This window comes from Hyphomonas oceanitis, from assembly GCF_036964545.1.
Taxonomy (GTDB): Bacteria; Pseudomonadota; Alphaproteobacteria; order Caulobacterales; family Hyphomonadaceae; genus Hyphomonas; species Hyphomonas oceanitis.
Genome location: NZ_JBALTL010000001.1, coordinates 332,026 through 351,176 on the forward strand (window position 1 = coordinate 332,026; position 19,151 = coordinate 351,176).

Below are 19,151 nucleotides of genomic sequence, written 5' to 3' on the forward strand. Positions count from 1 at the left end.
AGAAAATCAGGCCTGAGGCGCCACCCCGCGAGCGAGGTGGCGACAAGTCGTTTCAGCTATTTCAGGCCGCACTCTCCATAAAGGAAGTCCTCAATGGCCTCCAGCGACTGGCGCTGCTGGTCCGGCGTCCAGGGCAGGCTGTGAGGCTGGTCAGCAATGCTGACATATTTGGCCTTGGTGTGGCCCTTCACGGCATTATAGAACGCTTCGCCAAACGTGTTGGGCACGCGCACGTCGCGGTCGCCATGGAAGATCAGGACAGGAATGCTGGCCTGATCCGCATCGCGAATCACGTCTTTGCCTGAGAGAGCGTTGGCATAGGCCATGCGGCCAAAGCGGCTGCGGTCCACGCCGACATTGATCTTGGCGGATTCGGCATAACCGGCCCCGGCAATGGCGCACTGGAAGGGACTGTTTGTCCGCGTCGTTGCCGCCATCGCGGCATAGCCGCCATAGGAATAGCCGAAGATCGCCATGCGGTCGGCCTTGGCCAGCCCGCTCGAGACAAGCCATGCAGCGCCATCTTCCAGGTCGTCCTGCGCCTTGTAGCCATACTGGCCGTCACCGGCGCGCCACTGGTCAAGCCCCCAGTCGGTGCTGCCGCGATATTGCGGCTGGAGAACGGCGAAGCCGCGCGATGTCAGGAACGGAATCCATCCGCTGGCATCCCAGCCGCCAAAGTCCCGCGCCCAGGGGCCGCCATGCGGCAGCACGATCGCCTTGCCCGGTGCATCACCCTCTTTCCAGCCGGCAGGCGTGGTCAGCAGGGCTGGCGTTTTGCGGCCATCGCGGGCGTCGTAATAGACCAGCTTGGTATCACCGATATCAGCCGGATCGATCCACGGCCGTGCCGCACCAAGCGATTGCAGGTTCTTGCGATCATCCAGCACGTAAAAACGCCCCGCGTTCTTCACGGACGAGGCTTCGAAGATGATGCGGTTGCGGTCGTCAGATGCATAAACGACGCTGATATTTTCGCCCGGCATAGCCTGTTCGAGGCCGAGGACGATGCCGCCCAGATCCGGGTCTACCCAAGTGGTGCGGACAATATCGGCATAGTATGTAAAGCCCAGAACCTTGCCGAACTCTGCCGCAACAGTAGAGGTGACCATGCCCGCCGCATCAAAATCAGGATGCGCGAAAACCGGCTCGTCGCTCAGCGTCTTTGTCTTCGGATCATAGGTGTAGATCTGCGCCTTGTCTGACATCTTGTTCGTCAGGATGTAGTAAAGGCCAGTCTGCCCATCCCAATGGATGACCTCCAGCTTGCGACGATCAACGAGGTCAATCCGCAGCGCATCCTGTTTCTCCAGGGTGCCGCCTTTTTCGACCTTCAGATACGTGTCCTGGTAGAAAGTATCGGAAGTTTCGTCGAAATCGGCCTCTGACATCACCTCGCCATCCCAAGGATCGGCATAGCCAGCCGCGCGGGTGCCGGAGTTCTGGTAAACGACGTCAACCTTGTTGTCCTTGAGGTTCAGACGGGCAAGTTCTGTTTCGAAGGATTTCGCGCTGAGGCGTGAAATCAGCACTGTGTCCGGGTCCCCGGCCATGCGTGAAACGACCGACCCACGAGCTTCCATGCGCAGGCACGTTTCGGTGTTCTTGCTCATGCCGCGCATGCTGCCCATGTCGATGAATGGCTCTTCGAACTTCTTGAAAGTCTTGTCGGTGATGAGTGTTTTTACCACCCACGTGCGCGTGGAGCCGGTCGACTTGCCCTCGCTGCAGCCGCGCAGGGAGCCGGTGAAAGGTCTGCGCACAGCCGTCAGAACATAGCCATTCTTCAGTGCCTGCAGGTACATGAACTCGCTGTCATTGCCATCGGGTCCGGCGATGACCGGCGCCTTTGACAGGTCTTCGAGATCCCATGCCGCAACCACGGCGCGATCCCGATCATTGCCCGTGCTCGGCCCGAGCAAGGCGAACATTGTCTTGCCGTCCGTCGTAACGGTGACGTTCTCAATGGCCGGAAGGCGGGCAAGGTCATCAATTGGAATGGGGTCCGCGCTGGCTGGGCCCATGACAGGCGTGGCAAGGCCACATGCGAGCAGAAGCGAAGTCAGGATCGGTTTCATCATGGTCTGTTGGTCTCCCTCATTCCGGTGTCACCCGGCAGGCGCGGGCATGTCAACTCACGGTGTTTACCTGAAGCAGACGCTTCTGCCAGAATGCGCCTTCGTGGCATAGTCTTGCCCAAATGGACTCTGCGATGCTCAAACTGTGCATAGCTTGTGCAATCCGCGCACGAATTATGGCAAATATGTCACTAATGTCACTCTTTTGGCCAATTATGCATAATCGCCATTGATCTCTAGATTACGAGATCGCAACAATTCATGCAGGGGTAGTCGTCTTATTGCCGGAGTTGAGGCCGGGTCATTGACGGATGCTCTCCATGAAATGAGGGAAACGGAGAAGCCACTCATGAAACCAATGAATTACAGCGGTGCGCTATTGCGCACGGTTGCCATCACGGCGTTGTGCGCCGGACTTGGCAGCAATGTTTTCGCACAGGAAGCAGATGTAACGGAAGACGAGGCAGTTGCCGTCGTCGCGCCGGCTACTGAAGCTGCAGACGAAAAGAAGCTTGATGTCGTGCGCGTTACGGGTTCGCGCCTGTCGAGCGAGTACACGAGCGTCGCGCCTGTTGACATCATCTCGGCTGACAAGGCTTCGCTGGCAGGTATTTCGGATGTGGCATCGCTGCTGCAAACCGCAACTGTCGCGGCTGGTTCGCCTCAGGTCACCGCAGCAACGTCTGCTGCCTTTGTCCAGAACGGCGGCATCGGCACGGAAACGATTTCGCTTCGCGGTCTTGGCGCCAGCCGGACACTGACACTGATCAACGGCCGTCGCGCCGGTAAGGCCGGTACACGCGGTGGCGTTTCGGCATTCGACCTGAACGCCATTCCGCTTTCCGCCGTCCAGAACATCGAAGTCCTGAAAGACGGCGCGTCGTCGGTCTACGGTTCTGACGCTGTGGCCGGTGTGGTCAACATCATCACCAAGTCGGGCGATACGTCCGAAATCGACTTCTTCTACAGCGGTCCTGAAGAAGGCGGCGGCGAAGAGCTGCGCGCCAGCGGTGCATGGGGCAAGGATTTCAGCCGCGGCAATGTGCTTCTCACGTTCGACTACAACAAGCAGGAAGAACTCGCACAGGGCGACCGTGACTACTTCAACTGTGGTGAAGACTATGTCTTCGACCCAGAGACGGGCGAGCGCGCTGACCTGATCAATCCGGCCACCGGCAAGTACAAGTGTACAGATGCCCTTTGGGGCCACCAGTGGGTCTATGACTACCTCGACCCGAACTATGCTTCGCGTCCATGGCAGCGCCAGAGCTCACTGCTGCAGTACGACTATGACGGTACGCTGGCCCAATACCTGCCAGCCTTCGGCCCAAGCGGCGCGGGCATCATTGCCCCTCCCGGCTGGTATGCTGTCGGTCTTGGCGAACTGCTCCTGCCAGGCGCGGATCCTGACTCGTACTACGGCCCGACAGCCGGTCTCTCCGAAGCGCTTGTCAGCGCAGACCACCCGTTCCAGGACGAAGCCACGCTCGTCCCTGAATCGGAGCGCGTGACACTGTTCGGCACCGGTACGTTCGAGCTGACAAGCAGCGCTGAACTCTACGGCGAATTCCTGCTGAACCGTCGCGAAACGAAAGTGAACGGTTACCGCCAGTTCTGGTCCTACCAGTACCTTTACGGCTACGACTATGGTGCAGGCTTTGCCGTTGGCGGCGACCCGGTGGCCCTGGCCAATGGTTGGGGAGTCCAGCAACCTGACGTCCTGACCGGCGCAGGCGTGACCTCATACTTCGGCCTCAGCGGCACGGGCGCGACCAACCACTCTGACGACAAGGTCACCGTGAACTACGTGAACCTTGTTGGCGGTGCCCGCGGTAATTTCGACGGCGCGCTGACCGACTGGAACTATGACGTGTTTCTTCAGTTCTCGCAGTCCGATGGCGATTACACCAGCGACGTTATCTATGACGATGCCATCACGCCCTACGAGTTCCGCAACAGCCTTTGCGAAGGCACCGTGACACCCGTTCGCGGCGTACCATGCGTCGACGTGAACTGGTACAACCCGGACCTCCTGAATGGCGAACTGCCACAGAACGAGCGGGACTTCCTGTTCGGCACGGCAACCGGCAACACGATCTACGAACAGGCACAGATTGAAGCCTTCGTTGATGGTCCACTCTTTGAACTGCCAGCAGGCACAGTGGAAGCCGGCTTTGGCTTCAACCGCACCCGTGAACGCATCAACGATGTTCCGGCTGAAGTCTTCCAGGTCGGCAACGCCTGGGGTTCCAGCAGCGCCGGTATCACACGCGGTTCGAAAACATCGACAGCCCTGTTTGGCGAATTGGCCATTCCGCTGCTTAAGGACAAGCCACTGGTCGAGGCCCTCGACCTCTCCCTGTCCGCACGCTGGACAGACGTGGACGTCTATGGCGACGGCACGACCTACAAGGTCGGTCTCGGCTGGCAGGTCACGCCATCCGTCAAGGCACGTGCAACTTACGGCACATCGTTCCGGGCACCTGCTCTTTACGAACTCTACCTTGATTCCCAGACAGCCTTCGCTGGCCAGCGCACGATCGACCCATGCGTCAACTACGTGAACGCATTTGCCGATGGTGACATTTCGGAACGTCGCTTCAACAACTGTGCGGCTGATCTTCCACCGGGCCTCGTGCCTGGCGGCGGTGGCGGCAGTGCCACGGTTTCGGCCAGCGGTAATGCCGGTAGCCTGGACGCTGAAACATCCGATGCTCTTAACATCGGCCTGATCTGGGTTCCGACATTTGCCAACTTCCGTGCATCCATCGACTATTACGAGATCGAAGTGTCTGACCAGATCACCCAGCTTGGTGCCGCAAACATCCTGCTCGGTTGCTATGAATCCGACAACTTTGCCACCGAGCCACTGTGTGACCTGTTCACCCGGAACGACACCAACTACCTGATCGATACGGTCACCAATAACTTCATCAACGTTGCGACCCAGACGAACAAGGGTGTCGACATGCAGGCTGAGTACAGCCGCGACTTTGCATTCGGCTCCATGACCCTCGAAGGTCAGGCAACATACCAGATGGAAGATGAACTGGTCCTGTTCGCATCGAGCGACCCGATCGACTCCAATGGTGAAGCCGGTGATCCTGAATGGGTTGGTGAAGCCAGCGTGACCTTCGAACGCGGTCCATGGGCAGCTTACTGGGGTGTCAACTATATCGGCGACACGTCCAACATCGACAGCTACGGCGGCAACACGGGCACCTCGCTCGGTAACCCGATCCGCTTCAAGCTGAAGACGGAGCAGGTCATCTACCACTCCGCCTCGCTGACCCGCGAACTGCCAAACGGCTTCCAGGTCCGCGTCGGTGTCGCCAACGTGTTTGATGAAGCTCCACCATCGGTGACAACGCTGAACCTCGGCGAATACAACACCGTCGGTACATCGGCCTTCTACTCCCAGTATGACTGGTTTGGCCGTCGCTTCTTCATGAACATCAACAAGAAGTTCTAGTTAGACCGAAACACCTGATGGAAGCGGCGGAACATGTTCCGCCGCTTCTTCTTTGGGCGAGATGCGATAGTCTCCCCTCTGGAACACCAAAGGAGATGCCCCAGTGCCCCGTATCACGATGAAGCAGGACAATCTGAACGAGCGGAACAAGGAGTTCGTCCAGGCGCCACTAGAGCAGCCCGTGTTCCTCAATTCCGTGCCCAAATGCGGCACCCATCTCATTCGCAACATCATGCGCATGTTCGTGCCCGTTGAGCAGCAATACCACGACACGTTCCTGCAGATTCCCAACCTGCGCGGCCACCTGCGCGCCCTGTCGCCCGAAGCACCCAAGATCAGCTGGGGCCATATGCTTTTCTCTGACGATTCCGCGATGGCGATTTCGCCGGCCCGCCACATCCTCCTCGTGCGCGACCCGTATAGCTGGGTCATCGCGCGCGCCCGTTTCTTCCTGTCAGAGAATTTCGATGGCGGCATTGGCCATCTGCGCAGCGACAAGCTGGAACCCGAAGTCCTGATGAACCTCATGATTTTCGGAATCCATGGCAAGGCCCCCGAATTGAAGGACATTTTCACCTTCAATGCCGCCGCATGGCTTGGAACGCATGCGCGTCTGTATCGCTACGAAGACATGGTCCAGCACCTGAAAGACATCAATTCCCTGCGCGCCGAGCAGTATTTCACGCAACTGCTAAACGATTGCGGTATTGCCGTGCCAGATGACTGGCGCGAACGCGTCATCATTGGCAGCGACAAGGCCCAGAGCAGCACATCGCGCGACAATCTTGATGTCGACGATTCCCGCCTGCCGGACGTTCTGCCTGACGCGCAGAAAAAACTGGTCGACTATGCCGTGCCCGGCCTGCGGGCGCTGCTTGGCTACGCCTGACCAGCGCTCCTAGGCCAGCGTTCTGCGCATCGCGTCGTTCCAGCCCTTGATCAGGGTGTTTCGCTCGGCGTCGGCCATTTTCGGCTCGAACCGGATGCCCTGTACGGGGCGCTCCTGCCATTCCTTGGGCGCCAGCCAGCCAAGCTGCATGGCCGCCAGTGCCGCTGCACCTAACGCCGTCATCTCGCGATAGTCGGGCCTCAGCACGGGCCGGTTGCAGATATCGGCCAGGAACTGCATCAGCCAGTCATTTGCGACCATGCCGCCATCGACGCGCAATTCGCGAATACCTGCGCCATCGGCCTCGAAGGCCTCCAGTAGATCCAGCGTCTGGTAGGCCGCCGACTCCAACCCGGCTCGAACAAGGTGCGCCGCCGTAGTCGCCCGTGTCAGTCCGCTGATTGTGCCGCGCACATCCGCGTTCCAGTGCGGCGCGCCGAGGCCGGTAAAGGCGGGCACGATGAAGACGCCGCCATTGGTCTTGAGGCCCGATGCCACGCTCTCGCTCTCCTCCGCCGAATCAATCAGCCCAAGATCATCGCGCAGCCATTTGACCACTGTGCCCGCATTGAAGATCGAGCCCTCCAGCGCCATCGCCCCGCCGCCCGGCAGTTCGTATCCGACTGTGCCCAGCAGGCGGTTTTGTGAATCCGGCCGCTCGGCCCCCGTGTTCGCCACAAGGAAGGCGCCGGTGCCATAAGTGATCTTCGCCATGCCCGGCGCGAGGCACCCCTGCCCCACCAGCGCCGACTGCTGGTCGCCTGCCGCCGACAGGATCGGCAGCGCCGCGCCAAAGAGGCTTTCATTGCTCATCCCGAAATCGGCAGCATTGGGCTTCACCTCAGGCAAAATGCCCATCGGGACCTTGAAGAGCGCCGCCATCGCCTCGCTCCAGCCCCCGTCCCCGCCAAGCCCCAGGCTGTAAAGCAGCGTGCGCGAGGCATTCGTGACATCGCTGGCGTGCACCTGCCCGCCCGTCAGCTTCCAGATCAGGAAGCTCTCGACCGTCCCAAACGCCAGCTCGCCCGCCTCGGCTCGTTCCCGGGCGCCGTCCACACTATCGAGGATCCAGCCAATCTTGGTCGCGGAGAAATAAGGGTCCAGCAGCAGGCCCGTTTCGGCCTGCACGGCTGCCTCATGCCCCTCTGCCTTCATCGTTTCGCACACCCGAGCCGTGCGGCGGTCTTGCCAGACAATAGCCGGCGCAATCGGCTTGCCGGTCGCCCGGTCCCACACGAGCGTCGTCTCGCGCTGGTTGGTGATCCCGATGCCCGCAATCTGTCCGATGCCGCCGGCCGCCTCAATCGCCTCGCGACATACCGCCAGCGTGCGCTCCCATATCTCTTCGCCATCCTGCTGCACCCAGCCATCTTCCGGATAGGCCAACGTCAGGTCCTGTTGCGCGAGGGCGACCTGTGCAAAGCCGCGATCAAACACAATGGCCCGCGTGGAGGTTGTGCCCTCGTCGATAACGAGCAGCCTGTCCTGTGTCGCCATGTGTCAGATCTCCCGCCGTAATTGCTGTGACGGCGATAAGCGCGCCGCGATTCCCAATGGATTACACGGTGAGCCCGGCTTCTTCCAGCAGGCTTGCGAGGCCAAGAGTCGTGCGGTCCTCAAATGGCCCTCCAATCAGCTGCAAGCCGATTGGCAAACCTTGGACGCTCTTGGCTACTGGAACAGCCGTTGCTGGTAGTCCGGGGAAGGTCGCGAGGCCCGCCCAGGCGAGCTGCGCGCCATAGGGCTGCACCTGGCCATCCACCGATAGCGTTCGATTGCCCCAGTCCGGATCTATCTTGTAGGTGAAAGCGGGCGTGCTGAAGATCGGTGCGATCACGACATCATATGTCTCGAACAGCTCGCGCCAGGCACGTGTCACGCGCATCTGTTCGTCCACCACTTCCATCCAGGCATGCGCATCGATTGGCCGGGCGCCCGGCGTACCGCGCGAAAGCGTCGTGTTGAGCATCTTCACATAGGTCTGATGGATCGCCGTCACGTCTGGCAGCACGCTCGTATCATCAGACACGGAGGCACCCGCCTCGGCCAGCGCATCAGCCAGATTGGACACCGCCGCCCGCGTATCGCTGTCGGCAGGAACGCCAGGCAGGCCGTCCAGTATAAGCACGCGATACTTGCTCAAGGCCGAATGCCGCGCAGTCGGCAGGTCCAGCCGATAGCCCGCGCCCGCATCCGGCCCCGCCATGACGTCCAGCGCGACACTCAGGTCTTCCGCATGGCGCGCCATCGGCCCAACCACACCGAGTGGAACATCCACACCATCCGTTCCCGGAAACCCATGTCCCTTCAGCGGAATGATGCCATAGCTCGGCTTGTGCCCGAACACGCCGCACATGTGCGCTGGCACGCGGATGGATCCGCCGATGTCGGAGCCTACCTCAAGTGGCACCATCCCGGTCGCCAGCGCCGCCGCTGCGCCGCCAGACGACCCACCCGGAGAGCGCGTCTCGTCATAGGGGTTCACGGTGCGCCCATAGACGGGGTTCTCCGTTTGCCAGTCAGCGAGCGCGACCGGCGCATTGGTCTTGCCGAGGATCACCGCCCCCGCCGCCTTCAGGCGCTTCACGAGCAGCGCATCCTCCGTTACCGGCAGGTCCTTGAAAACGTCCATGCCCCATGTCGTCGGCAAGCCGGCGATATCGATGGATTCCTTCACCGTCATGGATACCCCCAGCAACGGGCGTGCATCACTCGGCTGGCGGGTCTTGTCGATATTTTGCGCAGCGGCGCGGGCGCGATCAAAGTCGCGCACCACGACCGCATTGATCGACCCATCCGTGCGCTCTATCCGCGCGATGGCCGCCTCGCAGACTTCCAGCGCAGATACATCTCCACGCCTTACGGCAGCCGCCGTTTCGCAGGCGCTGGCCGACCCAAGGTCCAGCCTTTCCTTTGTGGCCATGACGTCTTCCTCCTTATTGTTTTAAGGAGGAAGCTACCACGCAACCGAAATGTATCAACGCGGATCGCGGCGCGGCCCCCGGTCACCAAACCACCAGAGCGTTGCGGCTGTCGCTGCGAACGTCGCCGTCTCGACAATCTCCCCGCGAGCCGCCGCGCCGCTGCCAAGAAAGACAAGCCCGGTGATCAGCCACAGCAGCAGTGTGAGGAAAGGCCGCGTCACACCCCGCACGGCTTGAACCCATTTATAGCTCGCCCCAATCGCAGCCTCCGCCGCTAGCGACGCCTCCAGTCCGCGCCAGCCGCCCGCCACATCAGCCAGCCGCAGGTCCGCCTCGCTCGCCTGCTGCTTTGCCCGCATCTGCGCGTCCAGCATGCGCGCCTCATGCTCCCACCGGGCCCGCTCCTGCGCCTGTTCCTGCCGCCGCTCAACCAGCCCGGCGGCGCGCCCGATGACGCTGCCGATAAGGCCGAAAAGGCCGCCACCCGCCGCGCTGGCCGCAAGGCCCGCTATATCTGCCATGACCGTGCACTCCCCTTGTAATACCAGCGCGCAGGCACAGCCCGCCGGTCGAGATGGATGAAGGTTTTCGCAAGGCCGACGCCGGTAAATCCCAGCCGCTCTGCCGCCGTCAGCAGGGTAAACCGGTCGTGGCCCGCCAGCGCCAGATCGACCGCAATGGTCCGATGCATCGACTGCGCTGCCCCGCCAACCGCCGCATTCCAGCCCTCGCACCGATGCCCGGAATTGACCACGAGCGGTCGCCCCACCGCCGCGCGCAACGCCTCCAGCGCATCAAGAAAATCCGGGTCATGCCAATAGGCCCCCGCGCAGAAGCGCCCGCCGCAACGGCAGGCCAGTTCACGCAGTGTGAAGTGCGGCCAACGCCAGCCAGCTAAATCGAGATCGGGAAAATGAGCAATCAGCATGGACGCAATAATGCGCCCGGCGCCATTGCGGTCGGAAAAGAAAAGCCCGCCTGCCGGTATTAGCGGACAAGCGGGCTATTCATTTGAGGGAAAGGGCCTGCCCTATTCGGCAGCGACCTTCGCCTTCGCCGTATAGGCTTGGCGTTTCTGCAGTGCGTCGCGCGCGCCATTATACTCGCGCTCCAGCTGGTCGACATATTCCGCTGTCGACATCCGCGTCTTTACCGAGCCGATGCCTTGGCCACAGCCCCAGATATCTTTCCAGGCCTTGGCTTCCTGATTGCCACCGGAGCCGAAATTCATCGCCGACGGATCGGATTCCGGCAGGTTGTTGGCGTCGAGCCCCGCCTTCGCAATGGAAGGCGCGAGATAGTTGCCGTGCACGCCGGTGAACAGGTTCGAGTAGACAATATCGCCCGCCTTGGAGTCGACGATCATGTCCTTGTAGCCTTCGACCGCATTGGCCTCGTGGCAGGCAATGAAGGCCGAGCCGATATAGCCGAAATCAGCGCCCATGGCCTGCGCGGCCGCAACGGCATTGCCGGTCGCAATAGACCCCGAAAGAGCCAGCGGGCCGTCAAAGAACTCGCGGATTTCCTGGATAAGCGCAAAGGCCGACAGCGTGCCGGCATGGCCGCCTGCGCCACTCGCCACGGCGATCAGGCCGTCAGCGCCCTTCTCAAGCGCCTTGTGGGCGAACACGATATTGATGATGTCGTGCAGCACGATGCCGCCATAGGAATGGATCGCGTCATTCACTTCCTGCCGCGCGCCCAGCGATGTGATCACCACAGGCACTTTCCATTTCACGCACATTTCCACGTCATGATCGAGGCGGTTGTTCGTCTTGTGCACGATCTGGTTCACGGCGTAGGGCGCCGATTTCCGGTCCGGGTTCTTCTCGTCCCATTCGGCCAGCTCGGTCGTGATCTTGTCGAGCCATTCATCCAGCACAGGGCCGGGGCGCGCATTGAGCGCCGGGAAGCTGCCGATCACGCCGGCCTTGCACTGGGCGATCACCAGGTCGGGATTGGAAATGATGAACAGGGGCGAGCCGATCACAGGTACGCGCAGATTTTGCAGAACAGGTGGCAGGGCCATTGGTTTTCCTCACAGGGTAAAAGGCTTTGGTTTTTAACTAGATGCCCCCCGCTGGGCGGCAAGCGGTAACGTCGGGACAGGCAACTTGCCCCCTATCTCAGCTTGAGGCTGTCGACACTGACAACCTCGTTGATCAAACTGTCGGCGTCCGGTCCTGCAATCTGTCCGCTGAGGATCAGCATGGCCAAGCCGTGCACCAGCGACCAGGCACGCAACAGCGCCGCACGCTTCTGTGCAGCCGTCGCCTTTGCCCCCGCCAGTCCCGCTATCGACTGGCGCAGCAGCCAGCCGGGCGACTCTTCCGGATTCACACAATCCGGGTCCGTCGCCGCTGGCAGCGATGTATAGATAAGGCGGAACAGCGCCGGGTTGCGCACGGCAAAGCGTACATAGGCGCGCCCCATTTCGGCAAAGGCTTCCTTGCCGTCCTTGCCCTTGGCGGCCGCCTTCTGCTCGCGCGCCAGCTTGGCCATGCCTTCGGCCGCCAGCGCCGCCAGAAGCGCATCCTTGTCCGGGAAGTGGCGATAGATCGACGTCGCGCTAACGCCGATCTCTCGCGCGATCTCGCGCAGGCTCAGCGTTTCCGCGCTGCCCTGCTCCAGCAGTTTCAGGCCGGTTTCGATCAGCGCCGAGCGCAGGTCACCATGATGGTAGCCACTTTTGTTCGAACGGATGTTGACAGTGTTATCATTTGCACTCATGTTGTCGCTGTAAACATTATTTGCATGTGTTTCAACCCCGGAGATTCCCAATGGCCAGTTCAGTCGAGACGATTATCCGCGATAACGTCACCAAAGGCATCATGAAAGTCGTGGCGTTCAATCGCACGCGCCCGCGTCTTGGCAATAAAGAGAACACGTTCCTGACAGGCATCCATGAGCCAGTTGATGCCGAGCTGACGCTGGAAGACCTGAAAGTGACAGGCGAAATACCGCCCGCGCTGGATGGCCGCTACATCCGCATCGGCCCCAATCCGGTTACCCCGCAAAACCCGGCCACATATCACTGGTTCTCCGGCGACGGCATGATCCACGGCGTGCGCCTGAAAGGCGGCAAGGCTCTGTGGTATCGCAATCGCTGGGTCCGCTCGAAAGCTGTCTCGGCTGCCCTCGGCGAACAGGATGCCCCTGGTCCGCGCCACGGGACGCAGGACAATGCCAACACGAATGTCATCGCCCATAATGGCAATACGTGGGCCCTGGTAGAAGCCGGCGCCTTCCCTGTGCGCCTTAATGACGAACTCGACACGCTCGCCCACGATCCGTTCGGCGGCACGCTCAAGAACGCCTTCTCGGCCCATCCGCATCTAGACCCAGCCACAGGCGAAATGCACGCCATCACCTATTACGCGATGGAACCCACCCAAATTCACCACACGGTCGTCGATCCCTCCGGCAAGGTCATCCGCGAAGAACCCATTGCCGTAGAACATGGCCCGTCCATTCACGACTGCGCCGTGACCAAGCAATACGTTGTCATCATGGACCTGCCGGTCACCTTCTCGATGAAGACGCTGCTCGACGGCCAGTCCTTCCCCTATCGCTGGAACCCGGCACACAAGGCACGCATCGGCCTGATGCCCCGCCTCGGAACAAATGACGACGTCATCTGGTGCGATATCGAGCCGTGCTACGTCTTCCACCCCTGCAATGCCTACGAAGCTGACGACGGCACCGTCATCATGGATGTCTCTGTCCACGACACGATGTTCGCCGACAGCAAGCAGGGCCCGGACTCCCAGAAGATCACATTCGAACGCTGGGTCATCGACCCGATCGCGCGCAATGTCACCCGCACGGTTCTGGACGAGTCCCCTCAGGAATTCCCCCGTCCCGACGAGCGCTTCACCGGCCAGAAATACCGCTATGCCTACACCATGGCCCTACCCGAGGATCGCGGATTCGAAGCCTTTGACCAGACCAAACTCTTCAAGCATGACCTCGACGCCGGCACCCGCGAGACCCATGATTTCGGCTCTGGTCGCGTGCCCGGCGAATTCGTCTTCGTGCCTCGATCAGATGATGCGCCCGAAGGCGACGGCTGGCTAATGGGCTACGTCATCGACACAAACACGGACACGACCGACCTCGCGATCCTAGACGCAATGAGCTTCACCGCACCGCCCGTCGCCCTCGTCCATGTTCCCCACCGTATCCCGCCCGGCTTCCACGGCAACTGGGCCCCGGCGACCTAGCTGTCTGCGCCGGACTTGAAGTGCTTGTAGAGATACTCGCAGGCAAAACACGTCGCCACCGTAACAGCCGCGATCAGCAGGTTCAGCTTGCTCGTCTGGAAATTGTGGACGAGCAGGGCTGCCAGCACCGCAAGGCACAGGAAAGCGCTTGTCGCCGCAACAATCCGCGAGCATCCGATCTCCGCCGCCTTGCGGAAGCCCACCATGTTCACCACCGCAAAGATCAGCAGGAAACCGATACTGCCTGTCGATGAAATGCTCTCCAGCTTCAACGTGTTGACCATTATGAGGGTCAGCACGGCCGTCACCAGAAGACCAATCGGCTGGTTCCAGAATTGCGCCGTGAACTCATGCGGCAGCTCGTCATCCTCGGCGATTTCATAGCTCACCCGGCTACCGCCATAAAGCGACGCATTGATCGCCGAGAAGGTCGAGATAAGCGCCGCAATCGTGATGATCGTGAAGCCCGCCTGCCCCAGCATCGGCTTCGCCGCCTCTGCCAACACATAATCCTGCGCGTCCGAAATCTGCTTGAACGGTAGAGAGCCCACGGTGATCACCGCAATCGCCAGATAAAGCGCGATCACGAAAATGACGGCGATATAATAAGCGCGCGGCACGTTCTTCTCGGGTGACTTGATGTCCGGCGCCGCATTGGCGATCAGCTCAAACCCCTCATAGGCCACAAAGATGATCATGCCGGCTGTCACCAGTGTCAGTGGCGATGGCCAATTGCCAAGGCTCAGCTGTGACAGGCTGGGATTGCCCACCAGCCCCACCGCACCGATGCCGACAAAGCCAAGCAGGATCACCAGCTTGATGATGACAGCATAGGACTCAATCGCGCTCACCACCTTGATGCTGTAATAGTTTATCCCCGTAGCCAGCAGGATAATCGCGCTGGCAAACAGGTGCTGGTCCAGGCTTTTGTCGCCCGTGATCTGGATCAGGTTGGGCGCGTAGGATCCGAAGGCGGAGGCATAAAGCGACAGCATGATCACATAGCTGACCCATAACAGGTTATTCACACCGCCGCTGAACACGCCACGCCCGAACCCCTCATTGATGAAACGCACTGTGCCGCCACGGTCGGGATAGGCCTTGGAGAGGTGCGCATAACTGTAGGACGTCATCAGCGCGATAAGGCCCGCAAACAGGAAGGCCACCGGCGTGCCCCCCTGCGCCAGGTCCGCCGCCAGCCCCAGCACGGCAAAGATGCCGCCTCCCACCATGCCGCCGACGCCGATCGACACGGCCTCACGAAGTCCGACCGTCTTCTCGTCAGCCATCGCCTGCTCCCCTACACTCTCGAAATGCGTCAGCGCGCTTCGTCGAGTATGAAACGCGCTGCCTCATGCGCCAAGCCCGCCGGGGCACACGCATTATCCTAAAGCAAGCACAAGACAAAATAGCGCGTAATCTGTTGTGGATATTAGGAAAATGACGCCGCGAATTGATCGTTTCGAAACCTTCATGGCGTATGCGCAGGCAAATGGTTTCATCGTGGGAGCGATGTGCACGGCCAAAAATGCGCATGGGGGGAAGACGATAAATGTCGACCGGAGTCTATTTTCAGCTGATGAACCCGCTCGTTTTCGGGCTGTTCTCGCTTGGCTTCCTCGGCATCCATCACATGCGCCCCAGCAAGAGCACGCTTGTCATCTCGATCTCCTATGTGGTGGGCGCGATCGCTTTCATCTCGGATCTCATCTTCCAGGACAGCACACTCTTGATAACGCGGGTTCCGATCGCGGGCCTGTATGCGATTACCACCTGCATGCTCGTCGCCGCGCTGTTTCTCCACTATCGCGGCAAGGCGCCGTGGACCGTTCTGGGCGGCCTCCTCGTCGTTCATCTTGCCATCTACAGCTACCTCATGGCGATTGAGGCCGACTGGATAAGGTCGTTCAGCGCGAACGCCGGATGCGGCATCCTGGCCTCGATTGGCCTGTTTGCTTTTCGCGGAAAGCTGGACCGGACTCTGGATCGCGTCACGTTCTCAATTCTCGCCCTGTGCTGCGCGCAATCCTTCATACGTCCCGCCATCATTGCGGTTCTGGCCAGCGGCCCCCTGACAAACGCCAATCATAGCGAAACCACATTCATCTTCGCGATGCACTTTGTCGTAGGCGCCTGCGCTGTGACGATGGGGATGTGCCTCATACTTGTTTTCAGCCAGGCGATCTTCAATGACCTCCGCAACAACTCGGTTACGGATGTCCTGACGGGCATCAACAATCGCCGCGGGTTTGACGAGGCAGGCAACCTCGTCCTGCAAAACAGCGCGGCGCAGCCCGTCAGCCTCATCCTGGCCGATCTCGATCACTTCAAATCAGTCAACGACAATTACGGCCACGCATTCGGCGACGGCGTGATCGCCTCCTTCGGCGCACTGATGGGCGACTATGCCCGCTTCGGCCGCGTGGCCGGGCGCTTGGGCGGCGAGGAATTCGGGCTTCTCCTGCCCGGTGTCCCCCTCTCCATGGCCGCCGAACTTGCCGAGTCGATCAGACGTCGCTTCGCCGCTGCCAACATACAACCGGGCGAGCCGCATGATGTGTTGACCGCCAGCTTCGGCGTTGCGCAATACAAAAAAGAGGAATCGCTATCGCAATTGATGACCCGGGCAGACCAGGCGCTCTACCGGTCAAAAGACTGCGGTCGCGACCGCGTGACCTGCGATACCGAGATCCCTGACACGGCCGCTGAGCCCACCCAAAACATGTACCCGGCGACAAGCGCAACCGTGCAGAAACTGCCCGTCAAATACGGCTGAGATAAACGCCGCACATCCGACCTGGCTTAGCCGACACGCACACTGCCACCCCCATCCACTGGCAATATCGCGCCCGTGATGAAGCGCGCTTCATCACTCACCAGGAATAACGCGGCATGCGCCGTATCCCATCCCGTGCCCATAAACTTCATCGGGACGCTCTTTGAGCGTTCTTCGCGCAATTCCTGCTCCGAAATGCCCCGCGCCGTCGCAATGCCACCAACCGCCATCGGCGTATCCATCAGGCCCGGCGTAATCGCATTGCAGCGCACACCGCGCGAAGCCCCACTCATGGCCACGCTCTGGGTCATCCGGTTCATCGCCGCCTTCGACACTTCATAAGCCATCTGGAAACCGCCTGCGATCGAGGCCAGCGAAGAAATGTTCACGATGGCGCCGCTCTGCTGCTCACGCAGGCTCGGCAACACCGCCTTGGTCACCAGCCACGCGCCTTTAAGGTTCACCCGCATGATCCGGTCAAACGCGTCCTCGGTCAGCTTGTGCGCCGGCCCGTCGCCATTGCCGCCAATGCCGACATTGTTGACGAGGATGTCCACGCGCCCGAACGCGTCGAGACACTCCTGCACGATACGGCTCGCGTCACCCATCTTGGTGATGTCGGCATGACACGCCTGCGCGACGCCGCCCTCTCCCTCAATCTCAGCCACGGTCTCGCCGGCCCGCGCCTCATCCCTGTCCACGCACAGCACGCTCGCCCCGGCACGCGCAAACAGCAGGGCGATAGCCCGGCCATTGCCGATATTCTCGCCGGGCGTCTGGCCTGCGCCTGAGACAATTGCCACCTTGCCCGCAAGGCGGCCCGAGACGTCACCGAGGCTCATTTGGCTAGATCCGGGTCCAGCTCCAGGTCATCGTCCAGCTGCACGCCGAACGAGTTCAGCATCATCGACACCTGCGTGTATTGGCCAACGGTCATGACGAGGTCCATGCGTTGCTTCTCGGTCAACTCGGCCAGCTCGCCCCATGTCTGCTCGGAAATGAACGCATCGGTCGTCAGCTCGTCCACCGCGCGGATCATGGCGCTTTCCAGCGGCGTCCAGCTTGGCGCCAGCGGGCCGTCCTTGATGTGCTGGATTTCCAGATCGGTCAGGCCGCATTCCTTGCCGATGCGCACATGCTGCGCCCATTCATAGCCCGACTTCCAGTTAAAGCCCGTGCGCAGAATAATTATCTCACGTTCACGCGGGGCGATGCTGTTATGGTCCGATAGGATATAGCCGCCCCAGCGCATGAACGACTTGTAGGCCTTCGGCGCACGCGCCAGAGTCCGGAAGATATTGTAGACGGGCCGGCCATTGAAGTTCTTGGCCAGCGTGTCCTTCATGTCCGGGTCGAGTTCGGAATCCGCCAGCGGGGCTATCCGCGATTTGTTCAGTCTCATACGCTCTGTCTTTCCTCATTATGCCTGCTTTTTAAGGCACTAGAGACCAGCCGGCTGTAGGCGGCAAGAGCTACCCGGCGACAGACTTGCGAGAGTTGACCGCCATATGCTCCCACGCGCCGACGATCACCATCACCAAGGTGCCCACTATGCCCAGCGCGAGTGGCCCAGCCACCGGCATTGCAAAGGCAGCAGCGGCCAGCATGATGAGGCCCGCAATATGAGACCGCGCAAACTTGCCAAACACCGCCTTCTTGAAGAACAGGTTCCCGGCCAGGAAAAGCGCAGGCCCGCCCAGCAGTGCCAGCCCTTCCAGCGGCGCAGTCGCGCCATGGTGCCCCATCGGATGCAGCAGCAGGATCTCATCGGATACCGCCGTCAGAAGGATGCCCGCAATGATCGGGATATGGAGGTAAGTGTAGGCCAGCCTTCCCAGCTGGCCGGGGTCCTCCGCCTGCGCAATGCGATGAGCCGCCCGTTCCGCGCCGATATTGAAATAGACCCACCACATGGCCACCGTCCCCACAAAGGCCGTCACCAGACCTGCGATAGGGATCAGCGTGGGGGCCTGTTCGGCAAAGGTCGCCCCGGTCACCAGCAGCGACTCACCCAGCGCAATGATCATCAACAGGCCGCAACGCTCGGCCATGTGCTCGCCACGAATGTCCCAGTCCCGCATGTTCGATGCGCCAAGGCCGGGTGTCCAGTAAAGGGCGTAAGGCCCGGCGATTTCAATTAGCAGCGCGATGCCCCACACGATCCAGCGCGCTTCATGTTCGAGAAGCGCCCCGGCGAACCAGAAGACGCCTGAAAACATCAACCAGATCGAAATACGCATGAAATTCCTGAAGTGCCCTTCATGCGTCCGCAGAGCCCAGGCCGTAAACAGCGACCGGCTGACCTGCATGAACACATAGGCCCCGGCAAACGAGAGCCCGCCTGCGCCGAATGCATGCGGAATGGCCAGCGCCAGCACCAGCCCGCCAAACATCTGGCTGAACAGCATCAGCCGCACGGAGGTCGCCGCCGGATTAAGCCAGTTCATCGCCCATGTCGTATAGACCCAGACCCACCAGACAGCGACCAGAAGGAAGGCCGTTTCCGCCAGCCCGATTCCCGTGAAGTGGTGCAGCAAGGAATGCGACAGCATCGTGATAGCGAAAACATAAACCAGGTCGAAGAATAGCTCGACGAAGCCGACCTTCCCGCTCTCATGCCCCTGCCCGGTCCGCAACGTGGAAGGCTTCTCGTATGTCGTGCTCATGCGAATCCTCCGTTAGCCCGTCTCGCCCGCCTATCCTGACCGGATCAGGCGCCCCTTGGCAATAAGCGGCCGGGCGTGCCATGCCCCTACGGCAGCAGCCGTTTCAATGTCGCATATCGTATC

At 60.8% G+C, this 19,151-nt stretch carries 15 protein-coding genes; 4 read left to right on the forward strand and 11 right to left on the reverse strand.

All coding sequences use genetic code 11. The annotated features are described in order from the left end of the window. Positions 1 to 56 precede the first annotated feature (56 nt). Positions 57 to 2,081 carry an alpha/beta hydrolase family protein gene (locus V7651_RS01765; protein WP_335611987.1) on the reverse strand — a complete coding sequence of 675 codons (2,025 nt, stop codon included), beginning with the start codon at positions 2,079 to 2,081 and terminating at the stop codon, positions 57 to 59. Between the two features lie 346 nt (positions 2,082 to 2,427). Here V7651_RS01765 and V7651_RS01770 point away from each other — a divergent pair, with 346 nt between their 5' ends. Beyond that, the gene (locus V7651_RS01770; protein WP_335611988.1) at positions 2,428 to 5,550 is read left to right on the forward strand and encodes a TonB-dependent receptor domain-containing protein; all 3,123 of its coding nucleotides are present in this window, start codon (positions 2,428 to 2,430) and stop codon (positions 5,548 to 5,550) included. Positions 5,551 to 5,653: 103 nt separating this feature from the next. Further along, the gene (locus tag V7651_RS01775; protein WP_335611989.1) at positions 5,654 to 6,439 is read left to right on the forward strand and encodes a hypothetical protein; all 786 of its coding nucleotides are present in this window, start codon (positions 5,654 to 5,656) and stop codon (positions 6,437 to 6,439) included. A 9-nt stretch (positions 6,440 to 6,448) separates the two neighbouring features. Here V7651_RS01775 and glpK read toward each other — a convergent pair whose 3' ends face one another. The 6 genes from glpK to V7651_RS01805 all read right to left on the reverse strand — a co-directional run bounded on the left by glpK (position 6,449) and on the right by V7651_RS01805 (position 12,093). Then, positions 6,449 to 7,936, reverse strand: a complete 1,488-nt coding sequence (gene glpK, locus V7651_RS01780) for a glycerol kinase GlpK (protein ID WP_035537365.1) — start codon at positions 7,934 to 7,936, stop codon at positions 6,449 to 6,451. Positions 7,937 to 7,997: 61 nt separating this feature from the next. Further along, entirely contained in the window at positions 7,998 to 9,362 is a 1,365-nt protein-coding gene (locus tag V7651_RS01785) for an amidase family protein (protein ID WP_335611990.1), read from the reverse strand. A 54-nt stretch (positions 9,363 to 9,416) separates the two neighbouring features. Next, positions 9,417 to 9,884: a hypothetical protein gene (locus V7651_RS01790; protein ID WP_035537362.1), complete on the reverse strand. Its 468-nt coding sequence runs from the start codon at positions 9,882 to 9,884 to the stop codon at positions 9,417 to 9,419. Continuing rightward, positions 9,872 to 10,291 (reverse strand): D-Ala-D-Ala carboxypeptidase family metallohydrolase, encoded by a 420-nt coding sequence (locus tag V7651_RS01795; RefSeq protein WP_335611991.1) that lies wholly within the window; start codon positions 10,289 to 10,291, stop codon positions 9,872 to 9,874. Before V7651_RS01795 ends, V7651_RS01790 begins: the two co-directional genes overlap by 13 nt. Positions 10,292 to 10,393: 102 nt before the next feature. Next, positions 10,394 to 11,392, reverse strand: coding sequence for an NAD(P)H-dependent flavin oxidoreductase (locus tag V7651_RS01800; protein ID WP_335592217.1), 999 nt, complete (start codon positions 11,390 to 11,392; stop codon positions 10,394 to 10,396). Between the two features lie 92 nt (positions 11,393 to 11,484). Beyond that, entirely contained in the window at positions 11,485 to 12,093 is a 609-nt protein-coding gene (locus tag V7651_RS01805) for a TetR/AcrR family transcriptional regulator (protein ID WP_035537358.1), read from the reverse strand. A gap of 50 nt (positions 12,094 to 12,143) precedes the next feature. On the opposite strand from V7651_RS01805, the gene V7651_RS01810 reads away from it, so the two are divergent. Then, positions 12,144 to 13,586, forward strand: coding sequence for an 8'-apo-carotenoid 13,14-cleaving dioxygenase (locus tag V7651_RS01810; RefSeq protein ID WP_035537356.1), 1,443 nt, complete (start codon positions 12,144 to 12,146; stop codon positions 13,584 to 13,586). Here V7651_RS01810 and V7651_RS01815 read toward each other — a convergent pair. Beyond that, a complete protein-coding gene (locus V7651_RS01815) occupies positions 13,583 to 14,875 on the reverse strand; it encodes an APC family permease (RefSeq protein ID WP_035537353.1) in 1,293 nt (430 codons plus the stop codon). The two genes, V7651_RS01810 and V7651_RS01815, sit on opposite strands and share 4 nt — an antisense overlap. Positions 14,876 to 15,138: 263 nt before the next feature. Here V7651_RS01815 and V7651_RS01820 point away from each other — a divergent pair, with 263 nt between their 5' ends. After that, positions 15,139 to 16,362 (forward strand): GGDEF domain-containing protein, encoded by a 1,224-nt coding sequence (locus V7651_RS01820; protein ID WP_035537350.1) that lies wholly within the window; start codon positions 15,139 to 15,141, stop codon positions 16,360 to 16,362. A 26-nt stretch (positions 16,363 to 16,388) separates the two neighbouring features. Here V7651_RS01820 and V7651_RS01825 read toward each other — a convergent pair whose 3' ends face one another. The 3 genes from V7651_RS01825 to V7651_RS01835 all read right to left on the reverse strand — a co-directional run bounded on the left by V7651_RS01825 (position 16,389) and on the right by V7651_RS01835 (position 19,028). After that, entirely contained in the window at positions 16,389 to 17,204 is an 816-nt protein-coding gene (locus tag V7651_RS01825; protein WP_035537348.1) for an SDR family NAD(P)-dependent oxidoreductase, read from the reverse strand. After that, a complete protein-coding gene (locus V7651_RS01830; RefSeq protein WP_335592211.1) occupies positions 17,201 to 17,764 on the reverse strand; it encodes a carboxymuconolactone decarboxylase family protein in 564 nt (187 codons plus the stop codon). Before V7651_RS01830 ends, V7651_RS01825 begins: the two co-directional genes overlap by 4 nt. Positions 17,765 to 17,834: 70 nt before the next feature. Further along, the gene (locus V7651_RS01835; RefSeq protein WP_335611992.1) at positions 17,835 to 19,028 is read right to left on the reverse strand and encodes a low temperature requirement protein A; all 1,194 of its coding nucleotides are present in this window, start codon (positions 19,026 to 19,028) and stop codon (positions 17,835 to 17,837) included. Positions 19,029 to 19,151 lie beyond the last annotated feature (123 nt).

Bases quoted from the DNA above. Each gene is read 5' to 3' on its own strand.
- V7651_RS01820 (WP_035537350.1), top strand. From the start codon at position 15,139: ATGTCGACCGGAGTCTATTTTCAGCTGATGAACCCGCTCGTTTTCGGG.
- V7651_RS01830 (WP_335592211.1), bottom strand. From the start codon at position 17,764: ATGAGACTGAACAAATCGCGGATAGCCCCGCTGGCGGATTCCGAACTC.
- V7651_RS01800 (WP_335592217.1), bottom strand. From the start codon at position 11,392: ATGGCCCTGCCACCTGTTCTGCAAAATCTGCGCGTACCTGTGATCGGC.
- glpK (WP_035537365.1), bottom strand. From the start codon at position 7,936: ATGGCGACACAGGACAGGCTGCTCGTTATCGACGAGGGCACAACCTCC.
- V7651_RS01835 (WP_335611992.1), bottom strand. From the start codon at position 19,028: ATGAGCACGACATACGAGAAGCCTTCCACGTTGCGGACCGGGCAGGGG.
- V7651_RS01770 (WP_335611988.1), top strand. From the start codon at position 2,428: ATGAAACCAATGAATTACAGCGGTGCGCTATTGCGCACGGTTGCCATC.
- V7651_RS01810 (WP_035537356.1), top strand. From the start codon at position 12,144: ATGGCCAGTTCAGTCGAGACGATTATCCGCGATAACGTCACCAAAGGC.
- V7651_RS01765 (WP_335611987.1), bottom strand. From the start codon at position 2,081: ATGATGAAACCGATCCTGACTTCGCTTCTGCTCGCATGTGGCCTTGCC.
- V7651_RS01795 (WP_335611991.1), bottom strand. From the start codon at position 10,291: ATGCTGATTGCTCATTTTCCCGATCTCGATTTAGCTGGCTGGCGTTGG.
- V7651_RS01825 (WP_035537348.1), bottom strand. From the start codon at position 17,204: ATGAGCCTCGGTGACGTCTCGGGCCGCCTTGCGGGCAAGGTGGCAATT.
- V7651_RS01805 (WP_035537358.1), bottom strand. From the start codon at position 12,093: ATGAGTGCAAATGATAACACTGTCAACATCCGTTCGAACAAAAGTGGC.
- V7651_RS01815 (WP_035537353.1), bottom strand. From the start codon at position 14,875: ATGGCTGACGAGAAGACGGTCGGACTTCGTGAGGCCGTGTCGATCGGC.
- V7651_RS01790 (WP_035537362.1), bottom strand. From the start codon at position 9,884: ATGGCAGATATAGCGGGCCTTGCGGCCAGCGCGGCGGGTGGCGGCCTT.
- V7651_RS01785 (WP_335611990.1), bottom strand. From the start codon at position 9,362: ATGGCCACAAAGGAAAGGCTGGACCTTGGGTCGGCCAGCGCCTGCGAA.